Source organism: Desulfonauticus sp. (genome assembly GCF_055126295.1).
In genome coordinates, this window is the sequence record NZ_JBSRHE010000004.1 from 74,242 (window position 1) to 99,734 (window position 25,493).

27 protein-coding genes and 1 pseudogene are annotated in these 25,493 nt (G+C 35.0%); 12 read left to right on the forward strand and 16 right to left on the reverse strand.

Features of this window, described 5'->3' with window-relative positions; translation table 11 throughout:
* The first annotated feature begins 1 nt into the window (after position 1).
* From ACTCIM_RS03840 to ACTCIM_RS03875, 8 genes are all read left to right on the forward strand, one after another.
* Entirely contained in the window at positions 2–253 is a 252-nt protein-coding gene (locus ACTCIM_RS03840; protein WP_029969118.1) for a DUF370 domain-containing protein, read from the forward strand.
* A 4-nt stretch (positions 254–257) separates the two neighbouring features.
* On the forward strand, positions 258–872 hold the full coding sequence (gene gmk, locus ACTCIM_RS03845) for a guanylate kinase (RefSeq protein ID WP_029969120.1): 615 nt from the start codon (positions 258–260) through the stop codon (positions 870–872).
* The gene (gene pyrF, locus ACTCIM_RS03850; RefSeq protein WP_472313927.1) at positions 865–1,545 is read left to right on the forward strand and encodes an orotidine-5'-phosphate decarboxylase; all 681 of its coding nucleotides are present in this window, start codon (positions 865–867) and stop codon (positions 1,543–1,545) included. The genes gmk and pyrF overlap by 8 nt, the downstream gene beginning before the upstream one ends.
* Before the next feature lie 6 nt (positions 1,546–1,551).
* The gene (locus ACTCIM_RS03855) at positions 1,552–2,307 is read left to right on the forward strand and encodes a tetratricopeptide repeat protein (RefSeq protein ID WP_035260624.1); all 756 of its coding nucleotides are present in this window, start codon (positions 1,552–1,554) and stop codon (positions 2,305–2,307) included.
* A 10-nt stretch (positions 2,308–2,317) separates the two neighbouring features.
* Positions 2,318–4,012, forward strand: coding sequence for a single-stranded-DNA-specific exonuclease RecJ (recJ, locus tag ACTCIM_RS03860; protein ID WP_029969126.1), 1,695 nt, complete (start codon positions 2,318–2,320; stop codon positions 4,010–4,012).
* Positions 4,005–4,748 carry an alpha/beta fold hydrolase gene (locus ACTCIM_RS03865; protein ID WP_029969128.1) on the forward strand — a complete coding sequence of 248 codons (744 nt, stop codon included), beginning with the start codon at positions 4,005–4,007 and terminating at the stop codon, positions 4,746–4,748. The genes recJ and ACTCIM_RS03865 overlap by 8 nt, the downstream gene beginning before the upstream one ends.
* A 74-nt stretch (positions 4,749–4,822) precedes the next feature.
* Entirely contained in the window at positions 4,823–5,287 is a 465-nt protein-coding gene (locus tag ACTCIM_RS03870; RefSeq protein ID WP_464279405.1) for a hypothetical protein, read from the forward strand.
* Positions 5,277–6,341, forward strand: coding sequence for a glycosyltransferase family 9 protein (locus ACTCIM_RS03875; protein ID WP_472313929.1), 1,065 nt, complete (start codon positions 5,277–5,279; stop codon positions 6,339–6,341). Before ACTCIM_RS03870 ends, ACTCIM_RS03875 begins: the two co-directional genes overlap by 11 nt.
* Here ACTCIM_RS03875 and aat read toward each other — a convergent pair.
* The 4 genes from aat to ACTCIM_RS03895 all read right to left on the reverse strand — a co-directional run bounded on the left by aat (position 6,305) and on the right by ACTCIM_RS03895 (position 11,244).
* Complete coding sequence (gene aat, locus ACTCIM_RS03880) at positions 6,305–6,988, reverse strand: leucyl/phenylalanyl-tRNA--protein transferase (protein ID WP_464279403.1); 684 nt, start codon at positions 6,986–6,988, stop codon at positions 6,305–6,307. The genes ACTCIM_RS03875 and aat overlap by 37 nt on opposite strands.
* Before the next feature lie 9 nt (positions 6,989–6,997).
* Positions 6,998–9,271 carry an ATP-dependent Clp protease ATP-binding subunit ClpA gene (clpA, locus tag ACTCIM_RS03885; RefSeq protein ID WP_464279402.1) on the reverse strand — a complete coding sequence of 758 codons (2,274 nt, stop codon included), beginning with the start codon at positions 9,269–9,271 and terminating at the stop codon, positions 6,998–7,000.
* Entirely contained in the window at positions 9,272–9,583 is a 312-nt protein-coding gene (clpS, locus tag ACTCIM_RS03890; protein WP_464279401.1) for an ATP-dependent Clp protease adapter ClpS, read from the reverse strand.
* A gap of 122 nt (positions 9,584–9,705) precedes the next feature.
* Entirely contained in the window at positions 9,706–11,244 is a 1,539-nt protein-coding gene (locus ACTCIM_RS03895; RefSeq protein WP_464279400.1) for an ATP-binding protein, read from the reverse strand.
* A 353-nt stretch (positions 11,245–11,597) separates the two neighbouring features.
* Here ACTCIM_RS03895 and ACTCIM_RS03900 point away from each other — a divergent pair, with 353 nt between their 5' ends.
* The 4 genes from ACTCIM_RS03900 (at position 11,598) to nspC (ending at position 15,615) form a co-directional block, all read left to right on the forward strand.
* Entirely contained in the window at positions 11,598–12,713 is a 1,116-nt protein-coding gene (locus ACTCIM_RS03900) for an OmpA family protein (RefSeq protein WP_464279399.1), read from the forward strand.
* 10 nt (positions 12,714–12,723) lie between these two features.
* On the forward strand, positions 12,724–13,125 hold the full coding sequence (locus ACTCIM_RS03905) for a hypothetical protein (protein ID WP_472313930.1): 402 nt from the start codon (positions 12,724–12,726) through the stop codon (positions 13,123–13,125).
* Between the two features lie 79 nt (positions 13,126–13,204).
* Positions 13,205–14,422 (forward strand): saccharopine dehydrogenase family protein, encoded by a 1,218-nt coding sequence (locus tag ACTCIM_RS03910; protein WP_472313932.1) that lies wholly within the window; start codon positions 13,205–13,207, stop codon positions 14,420–14,422.
* Positions 14,422–15,615: a carboxynorspermidine decarboxylase gene (gene nspC / locus ACTCIM_RS03915; protein ID WP_464279396.1), complete on the forward strand. Its 1,194-nt coding sequence runs from the start codon at positions 14,422–14,424 to the stop codon at positions 15,613–15,615. Before ACTCIM_RS03910 ends, nspC begins: the two co-directional genes overlap by 1 nt.
* Before the next feature lie 12 nt (positions 15,616–15,627).
* On the opposite strand, the gene cysC is transcribed toward nspC, so the two are convergent.
* From cysC to ACTCIM_RS03975, 12 genes and pseudogenes are all read right to left on the reverse strand, one after another.
* Positions 15,628–16,272 carry an adenylyl-sulfate kinase gene (gene cysC / locus ACTCIM_RS03920; RefSeq protein ID WP_464279395.1) on the reverse strand — a complete coding sequence of 215 codons (645 nt, stop codon included), beginning with the start codon at positions 16,270–16,272 and terminating at the stop codon, positions 15,628–15,630.
* 6 nt (positions 16,273–16,278) lie between these two features.
* Complete coding sequence (locus ACTCIM_RS03925; protein ID WP_464279394.1) at positions 16,279–16,842, reverse strand: nucleotidyl transferase family protein; 564 nt, start codon at positions 16,840–16,842, stop codon at positions 16,279–16,281.
* Positions 16,843–16,864: 22 nt separating this feature from the next.
* Positions 16,865–17,833: a UDP-glucose 4-epimerase GalE gene (galE, locus tag ACTCIM_RS03930; protein WP_464279393.1), complete on the reverse strand. Its 969-nt coding sequence runs from the start codon at positions 17,831–17,833 to the stop codon at positions 16,865–16,867.
* Complete coding sequence (locus ACTCIM_RS03935; protein ID WP_464279392.1) at positions 17,830–18,654, reverse strand: glycosyltransferase family 8 protein; 825 nt, start codon at positions 18,652–18,654, stop codon at positions 17,830–17,832. Before ACTCIM_RS03935 ends, galE begins: the two co-directional genes overlap by 4 nt.
* A gap of 268 nt (positions 18,655–18,922) precedes the next feature.
* Positions 18,923–19,420 (reverse strand): class I SAM-dependent methyltransferase, encoded by a 498-nt coding sequence (locus ACTCIM_RS03940; protein ID WP_464280277.1) that lies wholly within the window; start codon positions 19,418–19,420, stop codon positions 18,923–18,925.
* A complete protein-coding gene (locus ACTCIM_RS03945) occupies positions 19,417–19,575 on the reverse strand; it encodes a hypothetical protein (protein ID WP_464279391.1) in 159 nt (52 codons plus the stop codon). The genes ACTCIM_RS03940 and ACTCIM_RS03945 overlap by 4 nt, the downstream gene beginning before the upstream one ends.
* A 78-nt stretch (positions 19,576–19,653) precedes the next feature.
* Positions 19,654–20,310 (reverse strand): glycosyltransferase family 4 protein, encoded by a 657-nt coding sequence (locus tag ACTCIM_RS03950; RefSeq protein WP_472313978.1) that lies wholly within the window; start codon positions 20,308–20,310, stop codon positions 19,654–19,656.
* Positions 20,290–21,843 (reverse strand): annotated as a pseudogene (locus ACTCIM_RS03955) (glycoside hydrolase family 99-like domain-containing protein); the annotation flags it as partial. The pseudogene ACTCIM_RS03955 and the gene ACTCIM_RS03950, both read right to left, overlap by 21 nt.
* A 13-nt stretch (positions 21,844–21,856) precedes the next feature.
* Positions 21,857–22,576, reverse strand: coding sequence for a class I SAM-dependent methyltransferase (locus ACTCIM_RS03960; RefSeq protein WP_464279389.1), 720 nt, complete (start codon positions 22,574–22,576; stop codon positions 21,857–21,859).
* 14 nt (positions 22,577–22,590) lie between these two features.
* Positions 22,591–23,793, reverse strand: coding sequence for a glycosyltransferase (locus ACTCIM_RS03965; RefSeq protein ID WP_472313935.1), 1,203 nt, complete (start codon positions 23,791–23,793; stop codon positions 22,591–22,593).
* A gap of 565 nt (positions 23,794–24,358) precedes the next feature.
* On the reverse strand, positions 24,359–24,808 hold the full coding sequence (locus tag ACTCIM_RS03970) for a polysaccharide pyruvyl transferase family protein (RefSeq protein WP_472313936.1): 450 nt from the start codon (positions 24,806–24,808) through the stop codon (positions 24,359–24,361).
* A gap of 12 nt (positions 24,809–24,820) precedes the next feature.
* Positions 24,821–25,489 carry a polysaccharide pyruvyl transferase family protein gene (locus ACTCIM_RS03975; protein WP_464279386.1) on the reverse strand — a complete coding sequence of 223 codons (669 nt, stop codon included), beginning with the start codon at positions 25,487–25,489 and terminating at the stop codon, positions 24,821–24,823.
* Between the last annotated feature and the right edge of the window lie 4 nt (positions 25,490–25,493).

The following is a 25,493-nucleotide window of genomic DNA, read 5'->3' on the forward strand; positions in this document are numbered from 1 at the left end:
AATGGCCAATAAAAATCAATTGGTAAATATTGGTTTTGGCAATAGTGTGGTTAAATCCAGAATAGTGGCAGTTTTTAACCCCAATTCTTCTCCCATGCGCAGATTAAAAGAAGAAGCCAAGGACAACTTTAAACTCATAGATGCCACTCAGGGGCGTAAAACCAGATCCATAATTGTTACTGACTCCAACCATGTCATTCTTTCTGCCATTCAAACGGAAACTCTAGTTCAGAGAATTCAGGAAGGAGAATAAATAAATGGCCAATAAAGGATTGCTTATAATTTTAAGTGCTCCTTCAGGAGCAGGCAAATCTACCCTTATTTCCCTTTTGAAACGAGACTTTCCCAGTTTAGAATTTTCCATTTCCTATACCACCAGAAAGCCTCGGCCTGGCGAAGTCCACGGAAGGGATTACTTTTTCGTCTCAGAAACAGAATTTCTCCAGTTGCGGGACAATGCTTTTTTTGCTGAATGGGCAAAAGTACATGCCCACTACTATGGAACCCCTAAAAATCAGGTGCTGGAATCCTTGCAAAAGGGAAAAGACATTATCTTTGACATTGATGTGCAAGGAGCCAAACAAGTCAGAGCAAACCTCAAAAAGGGAGTATTCATCTTTATTTTTCCACCCTCTTTAAAAGAACTAAAAAATCGTTTGCAAAAAAGGCAAACCGACGACCCTCAAACCATCGAACTGCGCCTAAAGAATGCTATAGAGGAAATAAAAGAGGCCCATTTTTTTGACTATTGGATAATCAATGACAAATTGGAGCAGGCTTATTCTCAACTCAAGTCCATTATTATTGCCGAAAAGCTAAAGCCTTGTTACCAGCCTGAAAATTTAATAGAAGAGATTATAAAAGATGAGTAAAATTATAGTTGCCCTGGATTTTGACTCTCCTAAAAAGGCCCTGGATTTTCTAGCCACAACCAAAAAGGAAGTGGAATGGGTCAAGATAGGCCTGGAACTCTTTTCTGCAGCTGGTCCTGCTTTTATCCAGGAAGTTAAAAAACAGGGTTTTAAGGTATTTTTAGATTTAAAATTTTTTGATATACCCAACACAGTCTTAGGGGCAGTCAAAAGCGTACTTACTCTAAAAATAGATATGCTTACCCTGCATCTTTTGGGAGGCAAGGAAATGATCACTCAGGCCCTAAGGGCCAAAGAAATATACCCTCCATGTATCTTTCTGGGCGTAACCCTTTTAACCAGCCTGGATAAAAACAGTTTGGTTTGGCCAGAAAAAAGAAACCTGGAAGAAGTAGTGTTAGACTTAGCGCAAAAAGGAAATAACTGGAAAATAGATGGAATAGTTTGCTCGCCCTGGGAAGTGGAAACTCTAAAAAAACACCTTCCCCACTTAGTTTTTGTTACTCCAGGAATTCGACTGGAAAAAACTTCCGATGACCAAAAAAGGGTTTTATCTCCTAAAGAAGCAAGTCAAAAAGGATCAGACTTTCTGGTCATAGGTAGACCCATCACCAGGAGCAAAGACCCTGTACAAGTACTTAAAAAAATAAAAAAAGAATTAGGTGAGGCTTAAAAAAGAATGAACAAACAGGAAAACAAAAAAAAAGAATTAATTAAGGGGGTTTTTTCCACCCAGACCTTGATGAAAGTGGGTACAGGCACTACCCAGCGCAAAACCATTCAAAAATCTTACTGGTTTGCAGAAGAAAAAGAAGATGGAACAATTACTATTCAACCCTTAAATGTAAACTATGTACCTTCAGGTCCCAAAAAAGAAATCCCCAAAGATGAGTTCCTGGATAAATTTTCGCCTGAACCTGAGTTTTACATTCAAACAGTATATCCCAAAATGCGCGAATTGACCAAAACCATTGCCCGAGCAGAAAGGCACAGGAAAAGAGGTGAAACCTATAGTGCTGAATTTGAATATAAAAATGCTCTTAAAGTAGATGAAGAAAACATTAGGGCCAATTTTGGCCTGGGTTTAACCTATCTGGAAAGAGGAGAGAAAGAAAAGGCCAATGATGTCTTTAAACGCCTGGTAAAACTGGATGCTGCTTTTGAAGAAGAGCACAAACACCTATTTAACGAATTTGGTATTAATCTGAGAAAACAGGATATGTATGACCAGGCCGTAGAATACTATAGCAGAGCCTTAGAATTGACCAAAAATGATGAGCACCTTCATTACAATATTGCTCGTGCCTATTTTGGTTTAAATAAAATAGAAAAGGTGGTAGAGCATTTAAAAGAAGCATTAAAATTAAACCCAGAATTTGCAGAAGCTAAAAAGTTTTTAAATTACCTGAAAGAAAAGGGGTTATACAAAGGCTAAATAAATATTCATGAAGTGGAAAATAAAAAACAATTCTATTCCTGAAGAAGTAAAAAAAAGATGGAAAGCACTTAATATCTCTCCTTTACTGGGACGTTTGCTTTTTAATCGTGGTATTGAAACAGAAAAAGATTTAGAGATTTTTTTAAGCCCAGGTCTAAGACACTTACCCCCCTTAGAAATATGGCCAGAACTGTTAAAAACAGCTGAGTTTATTGCCAGAGAAGTCAAGCTAAAAAAAAGGATAGCTATCTGGGGCGATTATGATGTTGATGGTATCACTGCTACTGCCCTCTTGGCTGACTTTTTTAGGCAAAAAAATATCTCCTGCCTTACTTATATACCCACCAGAGAGCAAGGATACGGCTTAAATAAAGAGGGGCTAAAGCGGTTAAAAGAACAAGGGGCTCACTTAATTATTACTGTAGACTGTGGTATTGCCCAGGCCCAGGAAGTAGAATTTGCCAGGGATCTGGGTTTAGAGGTTATTATCACTGACCATCACAATCCACCACTCACTCTTCCTCCAGCCAGGTTTATCTTAAATCCCAAACTTACTTCTACTCCCTACTTTGACTTGGCTGGAGTGGGAGTTGCCTTTTTACTGGCAGCTGGTCTAAACCGCACCTTGCCAGGACCAAGATTAGATCTACGTAATTTTCTGGATCTGGTTGCCCTAGGCACTATTGCCGATGTGGTGGATTTGTCTTTAATTAACAGAATCTTGGCCAAAAACGGACTGGTTATCTTAGGCGAAACCAAACGCCCAGGACTTATTGCCCTAAAAGAAAAAAGCGGGCTTACCAGTAAAAAAACTCTGGGAAGCGGAGATATTGGTTTTATCCTGGCTCCCAGGATAAATGCCTGTGGCCGCTTAAAAGATCCCAATCTGGGGCTAAAACTCTTGCTCACTTCTGAACTAACAGAAGCTAGAAAAATAGCTGAAGAACTAGAACAATTAAACAGCTTACGCAAAGAAATAGAAGAGAAAATCCTGGAAGAAGCCCTGCTTCAGGCTCAAGAGAACTTTCCCTCTCCTGGTCTGGTGGTGTTTTCCCCTCACTGGCATGAAGGAGTAATTGGCATAGTTGCCTCCAGAATAGTGCAGGAATTTTATCGCCCCTGTCTTATCCTTACTCAAGATGGAGAATATCTAAAGGGCTCTGGCCGTAGTATTCCAGAAGTAAATTTATACGCCATTCTGGACAGGATAAAACACTACCTAGAGGGATTTGGGGGGCACAAAATGGCCGCAGGTTTAAAATTAAGGCCTCAGAATCTAAAACCTTTTACCCGAGCCTTTACCCAGACCATTTGTGAGGAAGCAGGAGAAACCTTTACTCCCACTTTACATTTAGATGCAGAAGTCAATTTCAACGCTCTAACTCCTTCTTTTTTAAAAGAACTGGCCTTACTTCAACCCTTTGGCCCGAAAAACCCCCGTCCTGTTTTTTTAAGCCCTCCTTTACAGGTAAGAGCACAAAATTTTTTTGGCAATGAAGAAAACCACTTAAGCCTTCTTTTGAGAGACAACACCAGTAATTTAAGTCTGGAAGGAAAAATCTGGCGTCAGGGAAGTAAATATCACGGCCAGGATTTTAAAGACAAAAAAATAAGAATAGCCTTTACTCCCTATCTTAGTGATTATAACGACCTTTTAAGCATTTCCCTAAAAATAGAACAAATCCTGGAAGTACATGGATAAAAAGGCCTGTCTACTTTTACATGGTTTTGGAGGAAGCACTTTTGAGTTAAAGGGGCTGCAAAGTGCTCTGGAAAAAGCCGGTTTTAAAACCAGGCTCCCCCTACTCCCTGGACACAACACTTCCCTTGAGGACTTTTCTCGCTCCAGGTATCAAGACTGGTATGCAGAAGCAGAAAAAAATCTACTGGAGCTAAAAAAAGACCATCAAAAAATCTTTGTCTTGGGCTTTTCCATGGGAGGCAGTTTAACCCTGGATCTGGCTTTGAAACATAACTTTATTGCCATGATTCTTATTGCTGCTCCAGTGTTTTTAACCAGAATTTTCCCTCCTTTGGCTTCAGATTACAGGCTTTTTTTTGTCCCTGTACTTAAATATCTAAAACCCCTTTACCCTACTGGAAATCCTCATCCCCAATCACGCCAGATTGCTCCCTGGCAAGGATATGAAGGCTATACTGCCCTAAAACCCTTACACAGTTTTTTAAAAAACTTAAAACGCATTAAAAAAAATCTAAAGCAGGTCAAAACTCCCTTTCTGGCTATTTATGCTCCCACAGATAAAACCGTACCTTTAGAAAATGCCTTTTACCTTCTAAAAAAAACCTCTTCTCCTCTAAAGGAACTCACCCTGCTTCAAATAACAGAAAATATTACCAGCAATCACTTACTTCCCACCCATCAGGAAACCAAAGCAAAGGTTGAAAAAAAGGTCCTGGATTTTTTTTCCTCCTTTTAAAGAAAAAATTGACAGCTTCCAGAACAATTGGCTAAAAAATTTTAAGTTATTAACCTTTAATAAGCTGTTAAAATATGAACATTAAAGTTATAGAGCCAGACTTTCCACCCCCCACTTCAAGATGTTATGCTTTGAGCATGACCTTACACTCCTTTAAGGGCAGAAAGGACCTGGAGGTTTACCTTTATCGCTCCAGGTGGTCTCCAGAAGAAGAAAGCTCCTATCCCTGGGAAAATATTTTAGCCAGTGCCAACCCTGCAGATAAAAGTAAAGAAATTGTCCTAGAAGCCTTTACTTTAGAAGAGGTCAAAACCCTTTTAGATTATCTACAAAATCGTTATAGTTCCAGAATAAAAGAAATTCTGGCTGGCCCTCTTAATTTTCCTCTTCCAAGTGGCCTTATTCCCTTTAGGGACATGCCCGAAGATGAAAACTTCGGTAAAATTTATCTTGATAAGGCGCCTCACTATCCACTGTCCTTTGCCGTAAGAGGATTTTACGACTTAAGTTCAGCTTCACCTCTTATTGATGAAAAATAGTCTTGTCCCTTCCAATTTTTCACCCCGTAAAATTTTAATCTGTCAACTTCGCCAGATAGGAGACGTACTTTTAGCTACACCAGCCATAGAACTTTTGGCCAAACAATACCCCCAGGCCCAAATCTACTTTTATACAGAAAAAAAATGTGCCTCTCTTTTAGAACACAATCCTTACCTTACAGATATAATCACTCTGGATAAAAACAAATTAAAAAACCCTTTCCAGGATTTTATTTTTTACTATAAAGTTGCTAAAAAAGGATTTGATTTAATTGTTGACTTCCAGCAACTTCCAAGGTCTAGATTTATCTGCTTATTCTCTAAAGCAAAAATAAAACTAACTTTTACTCCTCCCTGGTATAACAGGCTTTTTTATACTCATTTTTTAGACTCTTTTCCAGGTTATGCTGCTTATAGCAAATTGAGTATATTAAGAGCTTTAAACATAGAACCTAAAATAATTAAACCAAAGCTATACTTAAAAGATGAAGAATTAAAGTGGGCAGATGATTTTTTAAAACAAAATAAATTTGATTCTAAAAACATCTTAATTACTTTAGATCCTACGCATAGGCGTAAAACTAGAAGATGGCCAGCTAAATATTATGCTAAATTAAGTCAATACCTTTGCCAATACTTACCTCAAAGTAAAATCCTGCTTTTATACGGACCTGGAGAAAAGGAACTGGTGCAGGAAATTTATACCACCAATCCAAGGGCATTTATTTTCCCCTCCAGGTTACTCACTTTAAGGGAAATGGCCAGTTTGATTGCTAAAGCCAGGTTGCATATAGGCAATTGCTCTGCTCCCAGACACATAGCTGTGGCTGTAAATACACCTAGTTTTGTGATTTTAGGGGCAACAGGCAAAGCCTGGACCTTTCCTGAAGGTAATCACTTTGATCTTAGCCTGGGGCTATCCTGTCAGCCCTGTAATCAAAATGAGTGTGAACATTTAAGATGCTTAACAAAGCTTTCGCCAGAACAGGTCTGGCAGGAATTAAAAGAAAAGCTAAGTCAACTGGGACTTACCCAGGACTTAAGCGTGGGATGAGCAAGTGCCTTTTTTAGCCAAACAAAGTATTCCTTTCGCTCCACTTCCACTGCTCCAAAACGAACCACATGGGTGGTCTTTTGCTGGCAATCTATAAAGTAAAACTTATTTTTCGCCAAAAACCTGGCCAGGTGCACCATCCCAACCTTAGAGGCATTGGGCTCCAAGTAAAACATGGACTCGCCAAAAAAGGCCCTGCCCAGGCTTACTCCATATAAACCTCCCACCAATTTACCTTTTAACCACACTTCCACAGAATGAGCAAAGCCTAAGAGATGAAGTTTGTAATAGGCCTCTATCATTTCAGGCAGCAACCAGGTGCCACCATCTTTTTCTTTATGCACCTGCGCACAGGATAAAATCACTTGTTTAAAGTCCTGGTCAAAAGTAACCTTAAACTTGTTTTGCTTTAAAATTCGCCGCAAACTACGGGAAATATGTATCTGGGAAGGGAAAATTAAAGGTCTTGGGAAAGGAGCCCACCACAAAATAGGGGACTCCTCGTTATACCAGGGGAAAATACCTGAACCATAGGCCAGAAGCAGTCTGCTAGGAGATAAGTCCCCACCTATAGCCAATAATCCATCTTGATCTGCCCATTCTACAGGAGGAAAAGACCTTTCTGAGCCTAAAAAAAAGACTGCCACTGTTTATATTTAAACTACCTTGGTAGTTAATTTGAAGATGATTTTCTGCTTATCCTTATCTAAATCAGCTATTACCTTATCACCCTTATTTATCTCACCCAACAATATCTTCTCAGCCAGCAAGTCTTTTAACTCCTGCTCCATTACCCTGGCCAGGGGTCTGGCCCCAAAGTCGGGGTCATATCCCTTCTGGGCCAACCAGGACCTGGCTTGGGGAGTCAAGCTAACTACAACTTCCTTGTCCTTTATCTGCCCATTGAGTTCTCTTAGATACTTATCCACAATCCGTTCCATTATTCCCTGGTCAAGCCCCTTAAAAGGCACCACAGCATCCAATCTGTTTCTAAACTCTGGGCTAAAAAGTTTTTCTACTTCCTTAAGCCCCTTTTGCACCTTATCTTCCACTCGTTCAGACTTAAAGCCAATAGAACGAGTGCTCATTTCTCTGGCCCCAGCATTGGAAGTCATCAGTAAAATTACATGCCTAAAATCTGCCTGACGCCCGGTATTATCTGTAAGGGTGGCATGGTCCATAACTTGCAGTAAAATATTAAAAATATCAGGATGGGCCTTTTCTATTTCATCTAAAAGCAACACACTATAGGGATGCTTGCGAATGGCCTCAGTGAGTAATCCTCCCTGTTCAAAGCCCACATATCCTGGAGGCGAACCAATAAGTCTGGAAACAGCATGCTTTTCCATGTACTCACTCATATCAAAACGCAAGAAGTTAATGTTTAAAGTCTGGGCCAATTGACGGGCCAATTCTGTTTTGCCCACTCCTGTGGGGCCAATGAGCAAAAAAGAACCCACTGGCTTTTGAGGATCCCTAAGCCCGGCTCTTGCCCTTCGAATGGCTTTGGAGACAACATGAATTGCTTCATCTTGACCATAGAGTACTTTTTTCAAGTCTTCTTCTAAGTGTAAAAGCTTTTCTTTATCACTTAAACTCACTTCTTTGGAAGGAATTCTGGCTATACTGGCCACTACTTTTTCTATATCCCTGGGAGTAATAGTTTTCTTGGCTTTCTTAAATCTTATTTTCTCCAAAGTAAAAACAGCTCCAGCTTCGTCAATCACATCAATAGCCTTATCTGGAAGGTAGCGGTCATTAATATATCGTGCTGATAGCTCTACTGCAGCTAAAAGTGCCTTGGTTTGATATTTTACTCCATGATACTTTTCATAATAGGGCTGTAATCCCTTCAGAATCTTTACTGTATCTTCTATACTGGGCTCACTCAACTCAACCTTTTGAAATCTTCTGGATAAAGCCCTATCCTTTTCAAAATTATTTTTATACTCCTCATAAGTGGTAGAACCAATGCATCTAATCTCTCCTGAAGCTAATACAGGTTTTAAAATGTTAGAAGCATCCATGGAGCCGCCACTGGTAGCACCAGCTCCAACCACTGTATGAATCTCATCTATAAATAAAATAGCACCTTCTATCTTTTTTAATTCTTTAATAACGCCCTTTAAACGGGCTTCAAAATCTCCACGAAACTTGGTCCCAGCCAACAAAGCTCCCATATCCAGGGCAAAGATTTTTGTATTTTTAAACTGAGGAGGAACATCCCCTCTGGCAATCTTTAAAGCCAGCCCTTCAGCCATGGCAGTTTTTCCCACTCCTGGCTCGCCTACAAAAATGGGATTATTTTTGCGACGGCGAAGTAAAATCTGAATAGTCCGTCTTAGTTCTTTCTCTCTGCCAATCAAAGGATCTATTTCCCCAGACCGTGCCTTTTCCACCAGGTCTATTGTAAACTGCTCCAGATAACCTTCTCTACCTTCTTTTGTGGTCTTTGTCCTCTCTTCCTTCCCACAATCTGGACAGGAACTGCCTGGTAAGTCCCGCTCCATTTCATGTGCTACATAATCCAGCAACTCCAGGCGAGTAATTCCCTGGGTACGCAAAAAATAGGTTGCATGGGCTTCTGGCTCTTCAAAAAAGGCAACCAGGAGGTCCCCTGCCTGCACCATATGTTTACCTGCTGCTTGCACATGCATAATGGCGCGTTGAATTACCCGCTGTACACCTACAGTCTGAATAATCTCTCTTTCAGAAGCATAGGGCATGACTTCTAGATTTTCAGCAAAAAAACGCTCCAAAAGGTCCTTTAACTCTTCAATGTCTGCGCCCATATCCTCTAGAATGGTTTTACCTTTTTCATCCAAAGTATAAGCGTATAAAATATGTTCTAAGGTTAAAAACTCATGGTGACGTTTTTTTACCTCTTGAACTGCCAGACTAATGATTCTTTCTAATTCTTTGCTTAACATTTACACCTCTTCCATAGTACATTTTAAAGGAAATCCTCTGGCCCTGGCCATTTGTCTCACCAAAAACACCTTGGTTTCAGCAATCTGCCTGGGATATACTCCACACACCCCAATGCCTTTGGTGTGTACTGTCATCATAATATGATAGGCTTCTTTTTCAGTCTTGTGAAACACCTTTTTCAAAACTTCCACCACAAACTCCATGGTGGTATAGTCATCATTATGTAATAACACCTTGTATCTATGAGGCTCTCTAAGGTCGTCTCCAACTTCTCTTTCCACCAAAATCTGGGACAAGCTATTTTCACTCATGCTAAAAAATTTAATCCTTTAACCACAAAAGTCAACTCAGGGCATAATTATTGAAAAATTAAGAACTTCTAAAGAATAAAACCAGTTAAAGACCTAAAGCAGAATTTTAACTAGAGCCAGCACTAAATCTTTTCCCACTGAAATTCTTTGATATTCTTATCTTCTTTATCAAACTCAATACCTATTAAATAAAGGGGAAGGTTTTTGGACTTGTATTTATCAGCATAACCTCTGGCTTTTAGCTGGGCCAGAGCCTTACCTGGCTCCTTGTCCAGGACCTTAAACTCAAAGATAAAAATACCATCTTCCATAAGCACTGTCATATCCACCTTACCCTTGCTACTGCTATCTTCCACCACTATATCCAATCCCAGAGAGGCAAAATAACTGTAAAATACAGAAGCATAATATCCTTCATACTCATTTATCCTGTTTTTCCTGTACCAATCATAGGGTATGGAAGAAAAGTGAGATTGCATGATTTCTTTTATTTTTAGTAAATCCTTAGCTACCAGAGCTTGATATAAAGTGCTTTGATTTTGTTCCTTGAGCTTTAAATCAAAACTATAGGCCTTTAAAAGATAATCAGTTAAAGAGGCTTTTACTTCCAGATTGGGATATCTTAACCTGTAAAATAGTCTGTTACCCAGCCAGCGTTTACCAACTATGGTCAAATAACCTGCCTGAAATAAAATATTTTCTGGCTCAATAAAATCTAAATCAAAACTTCCGATTAAACTCTCTCCTACCTCCAGGTTTTCCAGATCAGGTATATAATAGTTACGCTCCTTAAGGAGTTTAATCAAAAAACCAGGCGTACCACTTTCAAACCAGTAGTTCCGAAATTCGCCCTTGGCAAAATAATTGAGCACACTAAAGGGATTGTATACCCTGCTTATTCCATCCCAGCTATAACCATCATACCACTTGCGAATGTCCTTTATATCCTTACCTGCAAGATAATCTTGAAAATAAGTTAAAATGTCCTCTTCCCTATAGCCACAAATAGCATTATACCTTTGATCTACGCTTATATCTTCCAAATTATTCAAACCAGAAAAAATCGACACCTTGCTAAACTTACTTACCCCGGTCATAAACACAAATTCTATATTGGCATCCTGACCCTTGATTACTGAATATAAATTCTTTAGCCCCTCTCTTAGTTCCTGGGCTAACTCTGGATCGGTTATATTATCCAAAATGGGCTTGTCATACTCATCTATCAATATAACTGCCCGGTTCTTATACTTAACTACACTTTTTTCTATAAGCTCACCAAAACATCCAGAAAAACTTTTATACTCACAGCTAATACCCAGTCTCTTTTGATTATTATCCAATATCTCATAAATCTTCTGATTTAACTCCTCTAAACTCCTCACCACTCCTTCAGCAAAACTAATGTGGATAACCGGATAACTCCTACTCCAATCCCACCTGCCATAGATATAAAGCCCCTTAAATAACTCCTTATTCCCCTCAAACACTTCCCTTAAGGTATCCACAAACAAAGTCTTACCAAACCTTCTGGGGCGGGATAAAAAATAATATTTCCCCAACTCCTTTAACTTACAAATAAATTCAGTTTTATCCACATATACATAGTTCTCAGTAATTATCTCCTTAAAACTGCTTATCCCTATGGGAAGTCTTTTCATTTTTAAACCTCTAGAGCTAAGTTTTTATTTATTTTTTAAAGTTAGTGATTTTTTCAGTAAAGGTAAAGGGAGAGTTGGCCTATAATCTCCAGCCTATCCCCATCCAGTCCAGCAATCAAATGTTTATCTTTTACAACAAACAAAAATTCACCTTTTTTAATTATTTTATACTGCCTATCTTCTCAATCTACAACCCCTACACCTTTTCAAAGCTTTTATAGGTCGCAACAAAACTCTCTTAAGAAATTCTGATTCCTCTATTTTTTACTTTATTTTTCTCCAATTGACATTTTAGAAATAGCTTTATAACCTTTTTCATAAACTGGTTAATTATCCTTAAAAAGGAGGAAAGGATGAAAAAAATTTTACTTTCTATTTTAATATGTTCCCTGTTTTTCTTAACCCAGGCCTGGGCCAAGCATTATATCCCAAAGGCAGATAATTTTATCTTTTTGGTAGACCATTCTGGCTCCATGTCCAAAAAGAATAATGAAGGTCAAAAAAAGGTCGCCTTAGCCAAAGAAGTCTTAACCCTTATCAACCAGAATCTTCCCCCTTTAGAGGCCAACTTTGCTTTATATACCTTTGCTCCCTTTCAGGAATATCTTCCCTTAAGCCCCTACAATCAGGCTCGTCTTCAGGAAAAAATCAATCAAATTTCAGAGGACATTCCTCTTTTTGGCCGCTTTACTCCCATAGGAGATGGGCTGGCTAAATTAGACGAAACAAAACTAAAAAATACTGCAGGCACCACCAGAGTAATCGTAATTACTGATGGTGGACAAAATTCTGGACAAGAACCTTTACCTGTACTCCAAAACATATACGATAACTATACCAATAGGGTTTGCTTTCATTTCATAGGCGTGGAAAAAAATAGCCCTCAGGTAAAAACACTCCAACAATTAACTGATCTTAATCCCTGTAGCACCTTAATTTTTGCGGATGAATTAACCAATCAAAATAATTTAAATAATTATCTGCAAAGAGTTTTTTATACCAGCCAGGAAACTAAACCTGCTCAACCTGCCCAAACCACTCCTCAAGTTTCGCCTAAACCTATTTCTAAACCAAAACCTGTTATTGCACCTGCGCCTAAAAAAGTAGAAAAAAAGCCAGTAAAGGTAGAGCAGGTAATTGTGTTTAGATCCGTAAACTTCGACTTTGACTCTGCCAAGATTAAACCTCAAGCCAAAGCCATTTTAGAAGAAGCAGCTATCATTTTACAAAAATATCCTGAACGCAAAATCATTGTAGAAGGCCATACCTGTAATATGGGTCCGGCCAAATACAACCAAAAGCTCTCAGAAAAAAGAGCTCAATCAGTAGCCAGCTTTTTAATTCAACAAGGAGTGAATAAAAATAGGATTAAAACCATTGGCTATGGAGAAAGCAAACCCAAATTTGACAACAAAACCCTACAGGGCAGAAGACTAAACAGAAGAGTGGAAATAAGACTGGCTGAATAGGAGAACAGAAATGTTTGGGGGAAGAAGAGTATTTTTAGTTTTCCTTTTCCTTCTTCTTCCCCTAAACTTACAGGCGCAGGACCAGGACTTTCTAGTCTGGAAAAAATTGGCTTTTTTTGTCATCTCCTGGGTTGAAAATATTAATAACAACTTTCAGTATTCCCCGCAACAACCTCAAATTGTCCAGGTAAACAATCTCTATGTGGCCAGTTTCTCCAAAATAAACCCGGAAAGTATCTCTTTTCACCTGAAAAAAACTCCCAATTCCTACCTGGGAATCCTGGAATATGACGAAGTCATCTACCAGGCTCAAGCTTTGACTCTGGAAAGTCTAAGACAAACTTCTTTTGTCCCGGTAAAGGTTAGAAGACTTACAGAAATTTTTCGTTATAATGGTTCTTCCTGGGAATAGAAAAAAATATTGACCAGACTCAAAAACTACCCTAGGAGCGACCCAAAACAAATTAACCCCCCAAAAAGGAGGAAAAACTATGGCCAGAGTTTTAATCATTGGAGCTGGTGGAGTTGGCAATGTGGTCACCAAAAAATGTGCTCAAAACCAGGAAGTCTTTTCTGAAATTTGTCTGGCCAGTCGTACTCTAGCTAAATGCCAAAAAATTGCCCAGGAAGTTAAAAAACTCTACAATATAGAAATTTCCACAGCCAAGGTAGATGCAGATAGGGTTCCAGAACTGGTAGCTCTTATTAAAGATTTTAAACCAGAAATGGTTATCAATGTGGCTTTGCCCTACCAGGACTTGACCATTATGGATGCCTGTTTGGAGACAGGGGTCCATTATTTAGATACTGCCAATTACGAACCACCAGACAATCCCAAATTTGAATACAAGTACCAGTGGGCCTATCAAGAAAAGTTTGAACAGGCTGACCTTATGGCTATTTTGGGTTGTGGCTTTGACCCTGGTGTTACCAATGCCTTTTGCGCCTACGCCCAGAAACATCTCTTTGATGAAATTCACTTCATTGATATTTTAGATTGTAATGCAGGAGAGCATGGACATCCCTTTGCCACCAATTTTAACCCTGAAATAAATATTCGAGAAATCACTCAGGTAGTGAGACACTGGCAGGAAGGAAAATGGATTGAAACGCCACCTGTAATTGAAGAAAACTCTGTGCATTTTACCTTCAACTATCCTGAAGCAGGTCCCAGAGAAAGCTACCTTCTCTATCATGAAGAAATGGAATCCCTGGTCAAACACATTAAGGGACTAAAACGCATCCGTTTCTGGATGACCTTTTCTGATACCTATCTTACTCACCTAAGAGTACTAAAAAATGTGGGAATGACTAGAATTGATGAAGTGGAATTTGAAGGACAAAAAATTGTCCCCCTTAAATTCTTAAAAGCCCTTCTTCCAGATCCTGCTTCTCTAGCAACCAATTACAAGGGAAAAACCGTTATTGGTTGTATTTTTAGAGGAATAAAAGATGGCCAGCCAATATCCAAATACATTTACAATGTCTGTGACCATGCCAAGGCCTACCAGGAGGTTCAATCCCAGGCCATTTCTTATACCACAGGTGTTCCTGCCATGGCTGGAGCCATGATGGTCTTAAAAGGCCTCTGGAGTGGTAAAGGAGTGTTCAATATTGAACAACTAGATCCAGATCCCTTTTTAGAAACCATTGCCCAAAATGGTCTTCCCTGGCAGGTAGTAGACTTTGAAGGGGACTTGCCTGAATAATGCTCGAACTAGCCAAAAACTCTTTACTAAAGGCTAAAGAAGACTATCCAGAGTTTATTATTCAGCAGGTAAAAACTCCCTGCTACCTTATCAGTGAAGATGTTCTTGAGCGTAATTGTAAGACCTTAGATTGGGTGCAAAAAAAAACAGGGGCCAAAATCCTTTTGGCCCTAAAAGCTTATAGCCTGCCAGCTACTTTTCCTCTTCTCAGCAAGTATCTGGCAGGAGTGTGTGCTAGTGGACTTTTTGAAGCAAAACTTGGAAGAGAGTACTTTCAAAAAGAAGTACACACCTTTTCTCCAGCTTACAAAGAAGAAGAGTTAGAAGCAATAGCCAGAGTTTCAGATGTAATTATTTTTAATACCATTGAACAACTTGTAAAATTTCAGCCCAGAGTTAAAAAAATAAACCCCCAGATTCAAATAGGCCTTCGCATAAACCCTGAATATTCAGAAGTAGAAGTAGAGCTATACAACCCCTGTACTCCTAAATCCCGCTTTGGGGTGCTTTCTTCAGAGTTAAAAGAAGAGCATCTTAGCTTCCTGGATGGACTGCACTTTCATGCCCTATGCGAACAGGATAGCATTCACCTGGAAAAAGTTTTAAACGCAGTAAAAGAAAAGTTTTATCCTTATTTATCTAAAATAAAGTGGCTTAATCTAGGGGGAGGACATCACATTACCAGAGCAGGCTATAATATAGATTTGCTCATAAGACTTATTAAGGATTTAAAACAAGAGTTCCATTTAGATATTTATTTAGAACCTGGAGAAGCAGTTGTTTTAAATGCAGGGGTAGCAGTCACTTCAGTACTGGAAGTCATTACCAGAGAGCAAAATATAGCTATAGTGGACATATCAGCAGAAAATCATCTTCCCGATGTATTGGCCATGCCCTATAGACCACAGATAATAGGTGCAGACCTACCTCAAAGGAAAAAGTACACCTATATCCTGGGAGGCCCAACCTGTCTGGCTGGAGATATCATTGGAACTTACTCCTTTGATAATCCCTTAAAACCAGGAGATAAACTGGTTTTAACCGACATGGCCCTTTATACCTTTGTTAAAAATACCTTTTTTAATGGGATAAACCTGCCCTCTCTGGCTACTTTTAACCTCAAGGAAAAACAGGTTAAGCTAATTAGAGAATTTTCTTATGCAGATTATAAGAGTAAGTTTATGGAAAAATAAAAGACCCTTTATTTAAACAACAGGTTTTATAATTTTTGATTTTTCTAAATAACTTAATATTTTGAGGATACAGCTTTCTATATCTTTTTTATCTGTTTCTACGATGATTTCAGGGTTTTCTGGTTCTTCATAAGGTGCATTAAATCCTGTAAGGTTATTTATCTCTCCTTGTTTAGCCCTTTTATACAGCCCTTTGGGATCTCTTTGCATACACACTTCCAAAGAGCATTTCACATACACCTCAATAAATTCTTCTTTTTTAAATAAGCTTCTAACTAAATTTCTATCTTCAGCAAAAGGAGAAGCAAAAGCAGCAATGGTTACTATCCCAGCATCTACAAACAATTTAGCCACTTCTCCTATACGGCGTAAATTTTCTTTTCTATCTTCTTTAGAAAACCCCAAATCCTTACAAAGGCCATGTCTGATATTATCTCCATCCAAAAGATAAGTCTTTATACCTTTTTGATGAAGTTTATATTCCAACTCCTTAGATAAAGTGGACTTTCCTGCTCCAGGAAGGCCAGTAAACCAGATCAAGCCAGCCCTATGGCCATTTAACCTTTCCCTATCTTCTCGCTGCACCTTCCCCCTTTGCCAATATATATTGGACTTATTTACTCCCTTTGTTTTATCTAAATTGGTCAACAAATACATACCAGCTCAATCAAAAGGATAAAATTCTTTTAAAAATTTATACACAGATCTGGGAACCAGATCTTGAAAATCTTCTCCCTTTAGCAACCTTTTCCTTACTTCTGTGCCAGTAGTAAACCGCTCTTGCATGCTTCTTTTCCAAAGGACTTGCACTGCAAAACCAAGCTCTTGCAAAAGCTTAACCTTATACTCTCCCCATTTATCATAAATAGTGACAAAAATATTGGAGCTTTTGGGTATGTAGTACTTTATCAACCAGGGCTTATGAATGGGAAAGGGAACAATATCAAAAAAACTGGCTTTAATATTATGCTCCAATAAAGCCAGCTTAAGCATCTGCATTCTTTCAAAAAAGGTAAAAGGATAAATGGGATCTTCAAAGCTTCTAAAGGGCTTCATTTCTTTTTTATCCTGTTCTAAAATATCACTGTAATCAAAATAGGCACAAGAAGGATCCATATCCGAAATACCAATGAGTAAATAATCACATCTTTTACAACACTCCAATAAATATTCCATATGACCAAAATGAACTATATGAAACCTTCCCTGAGCAACACCTATTTTCATCTTAAATTTACCTGTAAACCAGTTAACTATTCTTTACATGCCAGTTATAGGCACTTTGTATAATTTGCTCAATATGAGTAAAACGTGGTTGCCACTTTAAAACTTTACTTATCTTCTCCTTGGAAGCAACCAGCATAGGAGGATCTCCTGGCCTTCTAGAACTATATTCATAGTTGACCTTTTTAGCAGTAACCTTATTTACTGCCTCTATAACCTCCTGGACTGAAAAACCAGTCCCTATGCCCACATTAAATACCTCAGAACTGCCTCCACCTAATAAATACTCTAAGGATTTTATATGCGCATCTGCTAAATCAAACACGTGAATATAATCCCTTATACAGGTACCGTCTTTTGTGGGATAATCTCTACCAAGGACCTGTAACCTATCAATTTTACCCAGGGCAGAATAAATAGCCAGAGGAATCAAGTGGGTTTCAGGGTGATGCAATTCTCCAACTTCTCCTTCCAGATCAGCTCCAGCAGCATTAAAATACCTTAAAATCACGTATTTTAAGCCAAAACTTTCAGCAAAATCTTTAATCATGTTTTCTGAAAACAATTTGCTTTTACCATAGGGGTTAATAGGTACTTGAGGTGTGTTTTCAGTAATAGGTATTTTTTGAGGAATACCATAGGTAGCACAAGAAGAAGAAAAAATTATATTCTGGACTTTATATTTTTTCATAACTTTAAGTAGATTTAAAGTTCCAAGGACATTATTTTCATAGTACATATCAGGATTTTCTACAGACTCTCCCACATAAGCATAAGCTGCAAAGTGAATAACTGCTTTAAAAGAATATTGCCTAAAAACTTCCTCTATATCTTCTATATTTCTCAAATCCCCCTTAAAAAACTCTCCCCATTTAACAAAATCCAAATGACCTCTTTCCAGGTTGTCAAATACAATAGTTTTATATCCCTTTTGACTTAACATCTTATTAGTATGACTACCAATATATCCAGCTCCACCAGTTATAAGTATCACTTTAATACCTCCAAAAGCTCTGCAGGAAGACTATTTCTATATTCCCAGTATAAATGGCGTAAAGGATGATAACTATTACTATGCCAGGGTTTTACAGAACGAGTATAGTGAACAATAACAGGATTTTCTTTAGCTTCTTTTATCTCTGGATTATCAGAGTTAGATTCCAAAACTTCCCAGATTACATTGTATTTTGGATGTAGTTTCTTCCATTTTTTATGAAAAAAAACATTTAACACATCCTGATCCCACCACAAAATATCATCAAACCTATCATAGGCAAAATCCATAAGCTTTTTAGAAATACCTTCCTCTCTCCACTTTTTTAAATCTATAAAAAGTACTCCTGCGTTAAAATACTCATCGTACTCATATAAACCAAAACGCCTCAGATGAAGCTTTTGTTCAGGCTTAAACAAATGATCACAAGCATAAAGATAAATATCACTATCAAAAGTTAAGTCAAAAATAGAGGAAATATCTCCATTGATTATGGTATCCGCATCTAAATACAAAAGTTTGTCCACACTATCAGGTAAGATATCAGGTAAAATAAAGCGATAATAGGTAGAATGATTAATGTGGTGGGAAATTTTACAATTAACAAATTTTTCTTTTTTTATCTCAATACAATTTATAGCTACGCTAAAATTCTTTACAAAAAATTCACCTATCAAATTTAACTTCAAACTATTTTTACAATCTGTTACCAAAAATAAATCTAGTTCTATACCACTACAATTTTTAAGAAGTGAGAACAAAGACACAAAAAAATATTGCAAATAGTTTTCATCACTACAGTAGGTTATGTTATTTTTCATTTAATTAAATTTAATATTCTAATTAATAATTACCATCTATTTAAATCCATATTTCTGTAATTATAGATATAAAATAAAGAAAAAACAATAAAAATCATAAGATAAAAATCTTATTCTCTTCTTACTAAACCTATTTTTCTTAATTCTCATCTTAATCAAAACATATGTACAGTTATAAAGTTTTTTTATAATCCCAAAAACCTCCTCAAATTGGTTTTATGAAAGAGATTTTTTAGGTTTGACTAGAATAACATTGTATTACTTAGTTTTATTTTTTTAACAAAGTTATACAATCTAAATCTTTTATCTCTCCCCAATCTATTATTTTTTGCTCGACAACTTCAAAACCACATTTTATAGATATATGCTTAAATAATTCTCTAGTCATAAAATTTCTCCAATGCGGACTATGCCTAAAATCGCCACCGAGATTACAACTACAATTAGAATGATGCAAAAGAACATACCCATCTTTTTTTAAGACTCTATAAAACTCAAATAAGTATGAAATTATAACAATAACATCAAAATGAACCATTGAATCAAAACTAAATATGAATGTAAATTTATCATCTTTAATTTCTTGTAAGTTATACCCACTACATATAAAGTATTCCAAACGATCTAAATCTTTAAATCTTTTCTTGCAAAAATCGATATTTTCTTTATTCACATCAATCAATGTTATTTGTTTAGAATATGATTTTAAAATATTTATCCACCTACCCCTTCCACAGGCAAAATCTGCTGTATATGAAAAGTCTATATTAAAGTTGTTAAAAAAGGTAAAATTACATCTCTAAATTGGTTGTTTATATACTCCTCAGATGAATTAAAATAATGTTCAGCATTGTTTCCCCAAAAAAAGCTCTCTTTTTTTACTAAGTTCTCTATTTTTTCCTTATTTACTTTTAAATTCATACATTTCCCCCTTTTTAAACTTATAAAATATTTTATTAAGAATCTTTTAACATATAACATAATTTTTTTAAACTATGCTTATTTTTTATTAATTATAATATCAAATAATAAAGAAAATACCTGACATCCTATTCTCCACTCTGAATAAAACTTTTCAACCTTATTCTTAGCTTTTTTGCCCAAAATATTAGAAAATTCTGCATTGTTAGTTAATTCAATAATATTATTTACAACATTTTTAGTGTTTTCAAATTCTACTAAAATACCTGTACCGTTATCCAAAAATTCTTCAGCACCTCCGCCACCCTTAAACGCAATTATAGGTAAATTATTTAGCCCTGCCTCTAACATTACTAGTGGGAAAGGATCTTCTCTCGATGACAAAAACATAATATCACTTGCCAAATAATAATCATTTACATTCATAGTAAACCCTGTAAACTCTATGTTATCCATGGTTTCAATTAATGAAACATAATCTTTCCAAAAGCCAAAATCTTTATTATAATAATTTTTATCAAACCCTCCAACCCAACAAAAATAAATATCATCATTAATTTCTCTCGTTTCTAGGGCAACTTTAATAAACAGGTCGGCCCCTTTCCTGAAAGGCATTCCAATTCCAACACCTAAGACTATTTTTTTATGGACAGGTAAGCCAAGTTTACTTCTTAATTCTTCTTTTTTTATATTTTTATATTGAGAGGTATCAATACATTCGTTAATTATTGACACTTTACTTTTATCTATACCATATTTTCTTTTTAAATTTTTATATACACTTTTCGAAACAGCAATGAAAAAATTAGTATACTTTACTAAGTTGTCAATATGGTCTTTAGCATATTCTTGAATAGAACTTTCTAACTCATGTATGTGTGAAACTATTGGGATATTCAATTTAGATAATTTGTCATAAATTTTAGCGGAAACAACTGTATTTCCATATATGATATCAGGGTAACCTGAAAACATATTTTTTATAATTCCTAATAATTCATCGGTTTTATTATGTTTATCTTCTATAACATAAGTTTCACAATATTTTTGAAACTCACCTAAAAATTCACCCCTATTTAAAAAAAGAACTTTACAGTTTAAGTGAAGATTTTGAGTTAAATATTTTATTATACTTAATAAAACCTTCTGAGCCCCTCCAAAACAAGCATCATGACTAATGAAGAGTATGTTTAATTTATTTAAATTATTTCTCTTTTCGAAAAAATCTAATACATCTTTTGTTGCTTCTAAATATTGCCTGCCAAATTTTTTATCTGGTTCAAGACAAGCGCCCTCTGCCCATTCATTCCATGCATTTATAAATACAAACCTTTTATCTTTTTCAGATATTTTTCTTAAAGTAAAATCAGATACAATACTTAGCCAGGCTTTATAATACAATGGCAAAGAGAAAAAGAATGTAGTACCCATTCCTCTACGTCTTGCTTCATTATCCCATGAAGGACAAATTCCCCTAAATTTTTCGAAATCAGGAGCTATATTATCATATTTTATTGCAAGATCAATATTAGATAAATAATCTAAAACTTTACCTTTAAAATTTCTTCTTTTCACTAATATATCTGTAATCTCACTGGCAGGAAATGTATTAGGTGCAAATTCCAATGCAGCGTCAAAACCAAAATCTCTTGGATCATAATGTTCAATAGCATGTGTTCCAATTAGATATATTTCTCCTATACCGTTTTTAAAACACCAATCTCTAATTAAATCTGTATGCTTATTAGGCTCATTAAAAAGATTTGGTCTGTATATAATTAATACGGGCTTACCCTCAACTCTAATATAATTTTTATGCATCATATAGTTCATTGCAACATACTCTATAAATCTAACAGTATCATCAAATGAGTGTTCCTGTTTTATCAAAATCTCATTTTCCCTCCCATCCCATCTTCTAGTCCAATTCTCATTAGCCCAATTAAGACAAAAAGGAAAATCAATATTTTCATTTTCAACAAACTGCTTAATGGGTAACTCTAAAAGTCTTTTGCCTTGAAACCAGTAAAAGTGGAAACAAAAACCATAAATACCGTAAGATTTAGCTAAATCAACTTGTTGTTCTTATATAGTTTTTAAACGTAGATCGTAAAAGCCTAATTCACCAGGTAGCTTGGGTTGATAATGGCCTTTAAACCTCGGTTTTCCTAATACCACATTTGTCCATTCTGTAAAACCTTTTCCCCAAAATTTGTCATTTTCTGGAATAGGATGAAATTGTGGCAAATAAAAAGCAATATATTTCATACATTAATAACCTTTATTTTTTACAAACAATAACTTCATTATATTCACCTTCTATACCTAAATATTTATTTTCTATCGAAAAAATAATAGTTACAAAACGCTCTTCCCATTTTCTGATTAAATGGGTTATATCATATCCAAAATGCCAAAAAACAGGGCTTCCTTTAGAATTAATTGGATTTCCATGATATTCCTCAGAATAATACCAGACAATATTTCCTTTCGCATCTATATCTGCCCACCTTAAAGTGTTGTTGAATTTATTAACAAGAGGAACAGTAAAAATATAATAACCTCCCTTTTTTAAAGTTCTATAAATTTCTTTTAAAGCTAATTCAGGATTAGGCAAATGCTCCATGACATCTTGTGTAATTACACAATCAAATTGTTCAGAGTCAAACCATTGATTCTGCAAATCAATATTATAAAAATCGCCATTTTTTTTATCTTTTTTATCAGGAAAAAAATGTGATTGGATATAACTTTTACACTCTTTTTTTAACTTCAAACTAGTCCCTCTGTCAATTGGCGAAGATTCATGAATAATAAGATTAGTGTAATTATATCCAAAGATCTGCTTCAATACATACATTAGAGCTCTCTCGCGTGGAATACTTCCACATATTTCACATAAGTAATTATCTCTTAACCATTTACGGTTGCTCTTAAATTGAACTTTCTTTTCACAAATCGGGCAATATCCTTTTACTATATATACAAATTCTTTTTCCATTATTAAATATCCTTTTATATAATGTTATCAAGTTTTAAATTTTGTGTCTTAAGATTGTATAATAACCTTGGGTTTAAGTTTTGGTATCTACCATACACAACCAAATCAACTTCATCTTGATATTTTTCCAAAAACTCATCCGTAGTAACAATTAGGATCCCTTCATAATTTCCTTTTACATTATCATCTATAAAATACCTTATTTTCTCAGGATAAAATTTAGAAAGAAAATTATATGTCATTTTACCTGACTTTCCTAAACCAAATATTGCTATACTTTTTGCCATTCTTAAAAACTCCAAATTATCTAAAGCAATGTTTTTCAACTTAATTTCTTGATTCAATAAACTATTTATCATATTTAAGGATTTTATTATTTTATGTAAATAAAAAATTAAATCCATATATTTATTATTTTTAGACATGTATTTTACTTCTTTATTGTATTGTTTTAATTGATCATATAAAATTTCTAAAATTTTATTCCTCACCAAAGACACCTCATGAGTATGATCAAACCTATTCCTACAAGTGTTAGAATGATTCCTGTGAAAATTTAAAACATCAGATAAAAAAGCAATTTTTCCTAAAGTTGAAAGCAGTACATAAACATACCAATCACCAGCTACATTAAACTTAAAAATTTCTTCTTTATTCTTATCAAAAACATACTTAAGCTTATCTTTTCTAAACACCACAGCACTAGCATTTGGAATAACATTTTTTACATAAAACGCTCCAAATAACAAATCTAAACCATCAACAATAAAATCTTTTTTCCACATAGATGAAATTTCTTCAGTATAAAACAGATAATTTTTATGCATTATCTTATCATTTTCATCTACTACAGCTGATTGACAGTAGGATAAAACCACTCTTTCATCATCAAAAGGCTTTATAACCTCTTTTAAAAAATTATTTTTACAACAATCATCTGATTCAGCTATCCAAATGTAATCACCTTCTGCTAAAGAAATACCTTTATACCATTGTTTAAAAACATTACCACTATTTTTTTTGTTAATAATAAACTTTACAGAGAAATTAATATTATTTATTATATTTTTAATAATTTTTACACTATTATCAGTTGAAGCATCATCAATTATTATAAGTTCATAAATTGGAAAAGATTGATTTAAAATACTCTTAATTCTTTTATATAAATATTTACCATGATTAAAATTTGGAACAATAACTGAAATCTTTTTCAAGCTTTAACCCCTTAAAAATTTTTACTTAAAAAAATAATTAAGTTTTTTTACAATCCAAGTATTTGCCTTTCATTTTAATTGTAACTCGTTTATCTGCTTATCAGTCATAAAAGCTTCAATTACAACTAAATTATCAGTTCTAGCTATTACTTTAACTAGCTGTCCAATTATTATTTAGTAAAACAAAACTCATCAATTATACAATAAATATCATCTAAAAAATTTACATCTATTTTTTTCTTTTACTATTTTTTAAAATTACGTCTAACCATACTTATAACAGCAAACATCTTAAAAAATAGTCTAATAACATTACTTTATAAAGTATAAATAAATATTAAACATTCACTTTTTAAACAAAAAACCACCATACTATTTATAAATATTAACAACTTAAAACAAAACTTTTATCTATCATAAACAAAATAAAAAATCAAAAAACCTTTTACTATCTTTTTAACAAATTTTCTAAATAATAATTTAAATTATCTTAAATTACAGACAATCACATCATCACAGGTCAGCATAATAACTTAAATACCTATTTAATATTTTCACTTTATCTTTACGATAATATATTTTCTCTATTTATCAAAAAACCTGATTCTTCTAAAAAGTCAGTGTACACTTGCACATTTATTTTCCTTCTAAATAAATATTTATTCACATTTTCTTCACGCCGTTTAATTAATAATTTCAATTGATTATAGTTAAAAATATTTAAAATTTCTCTTTCTTTTAAAACAGGTATTTCTGCAAACTTAGCTACCTCAGACGTCCTAGAATCATGACATATTAAAAAACCGCAAATACCAGAATTAAGTGCGACAATAGTTCCATGTAGCCTTGTACCAACAATATAGCTATATTTTTTTACAAAATCAGACCATTTATCCACATCAAAAAAAACATTACCTTTACTAATTAAATAGGTTATTAATTCAGATAGGCTACTCTTAGCATACAGCTTAAGTATTAAATCCAATTTATATTTATCTTTAAAAGTTTTATGCAATAGAAACTCTATTTATTCTGGTTCAGATTGATATATAATAGGACAAAAAAAACTTCCAGCAAAACTGTATATATACTTATTTACCTTAGAAATAATAGAATTTTCAGAGATATAACCATGCCTAGTTCCCTGTAGTAAAATATCACCTTCTTTTGTATAAGAAATAAATTTATTATTAAACTTCATATATAATGAAGGACAACCAGTAGTAACAACATTTTTTATCCCAATAGATTTTAACCAAGAACTCGTGAACTCTCCTCTAGTAGAAATATATTTCGATTTTTGAGATAATAAATTAATCAATTCTAAACATGTGTTATTAATAACCACTTTATCTAAATCTTCTTCAGTTGCCTGCAACCCTATTCCTAAAGGAACTATAGGTATTTCGACTTTCTTTAATAGAGCATTAAGACTACTCCAATTAAAATGTGAATGTAACCAATTAACAGCAGGAATAACTAGTACATCGTATTTCTTGTTAACCTCATGAGGATCAAACAAGTAACCAACTGATTCTAATTTTCCCATTATATGCCTATATACGGCATTAACAAATAATAAATTACCAGTATTAAGACCAACTCTCCTGTAAAGAATTTCAAAATCTACAGATTCTGGACAATCATGCTTTAAGGGAATATCTACCACTGCTATTTTTGAATACTTTTCTCCCATATTA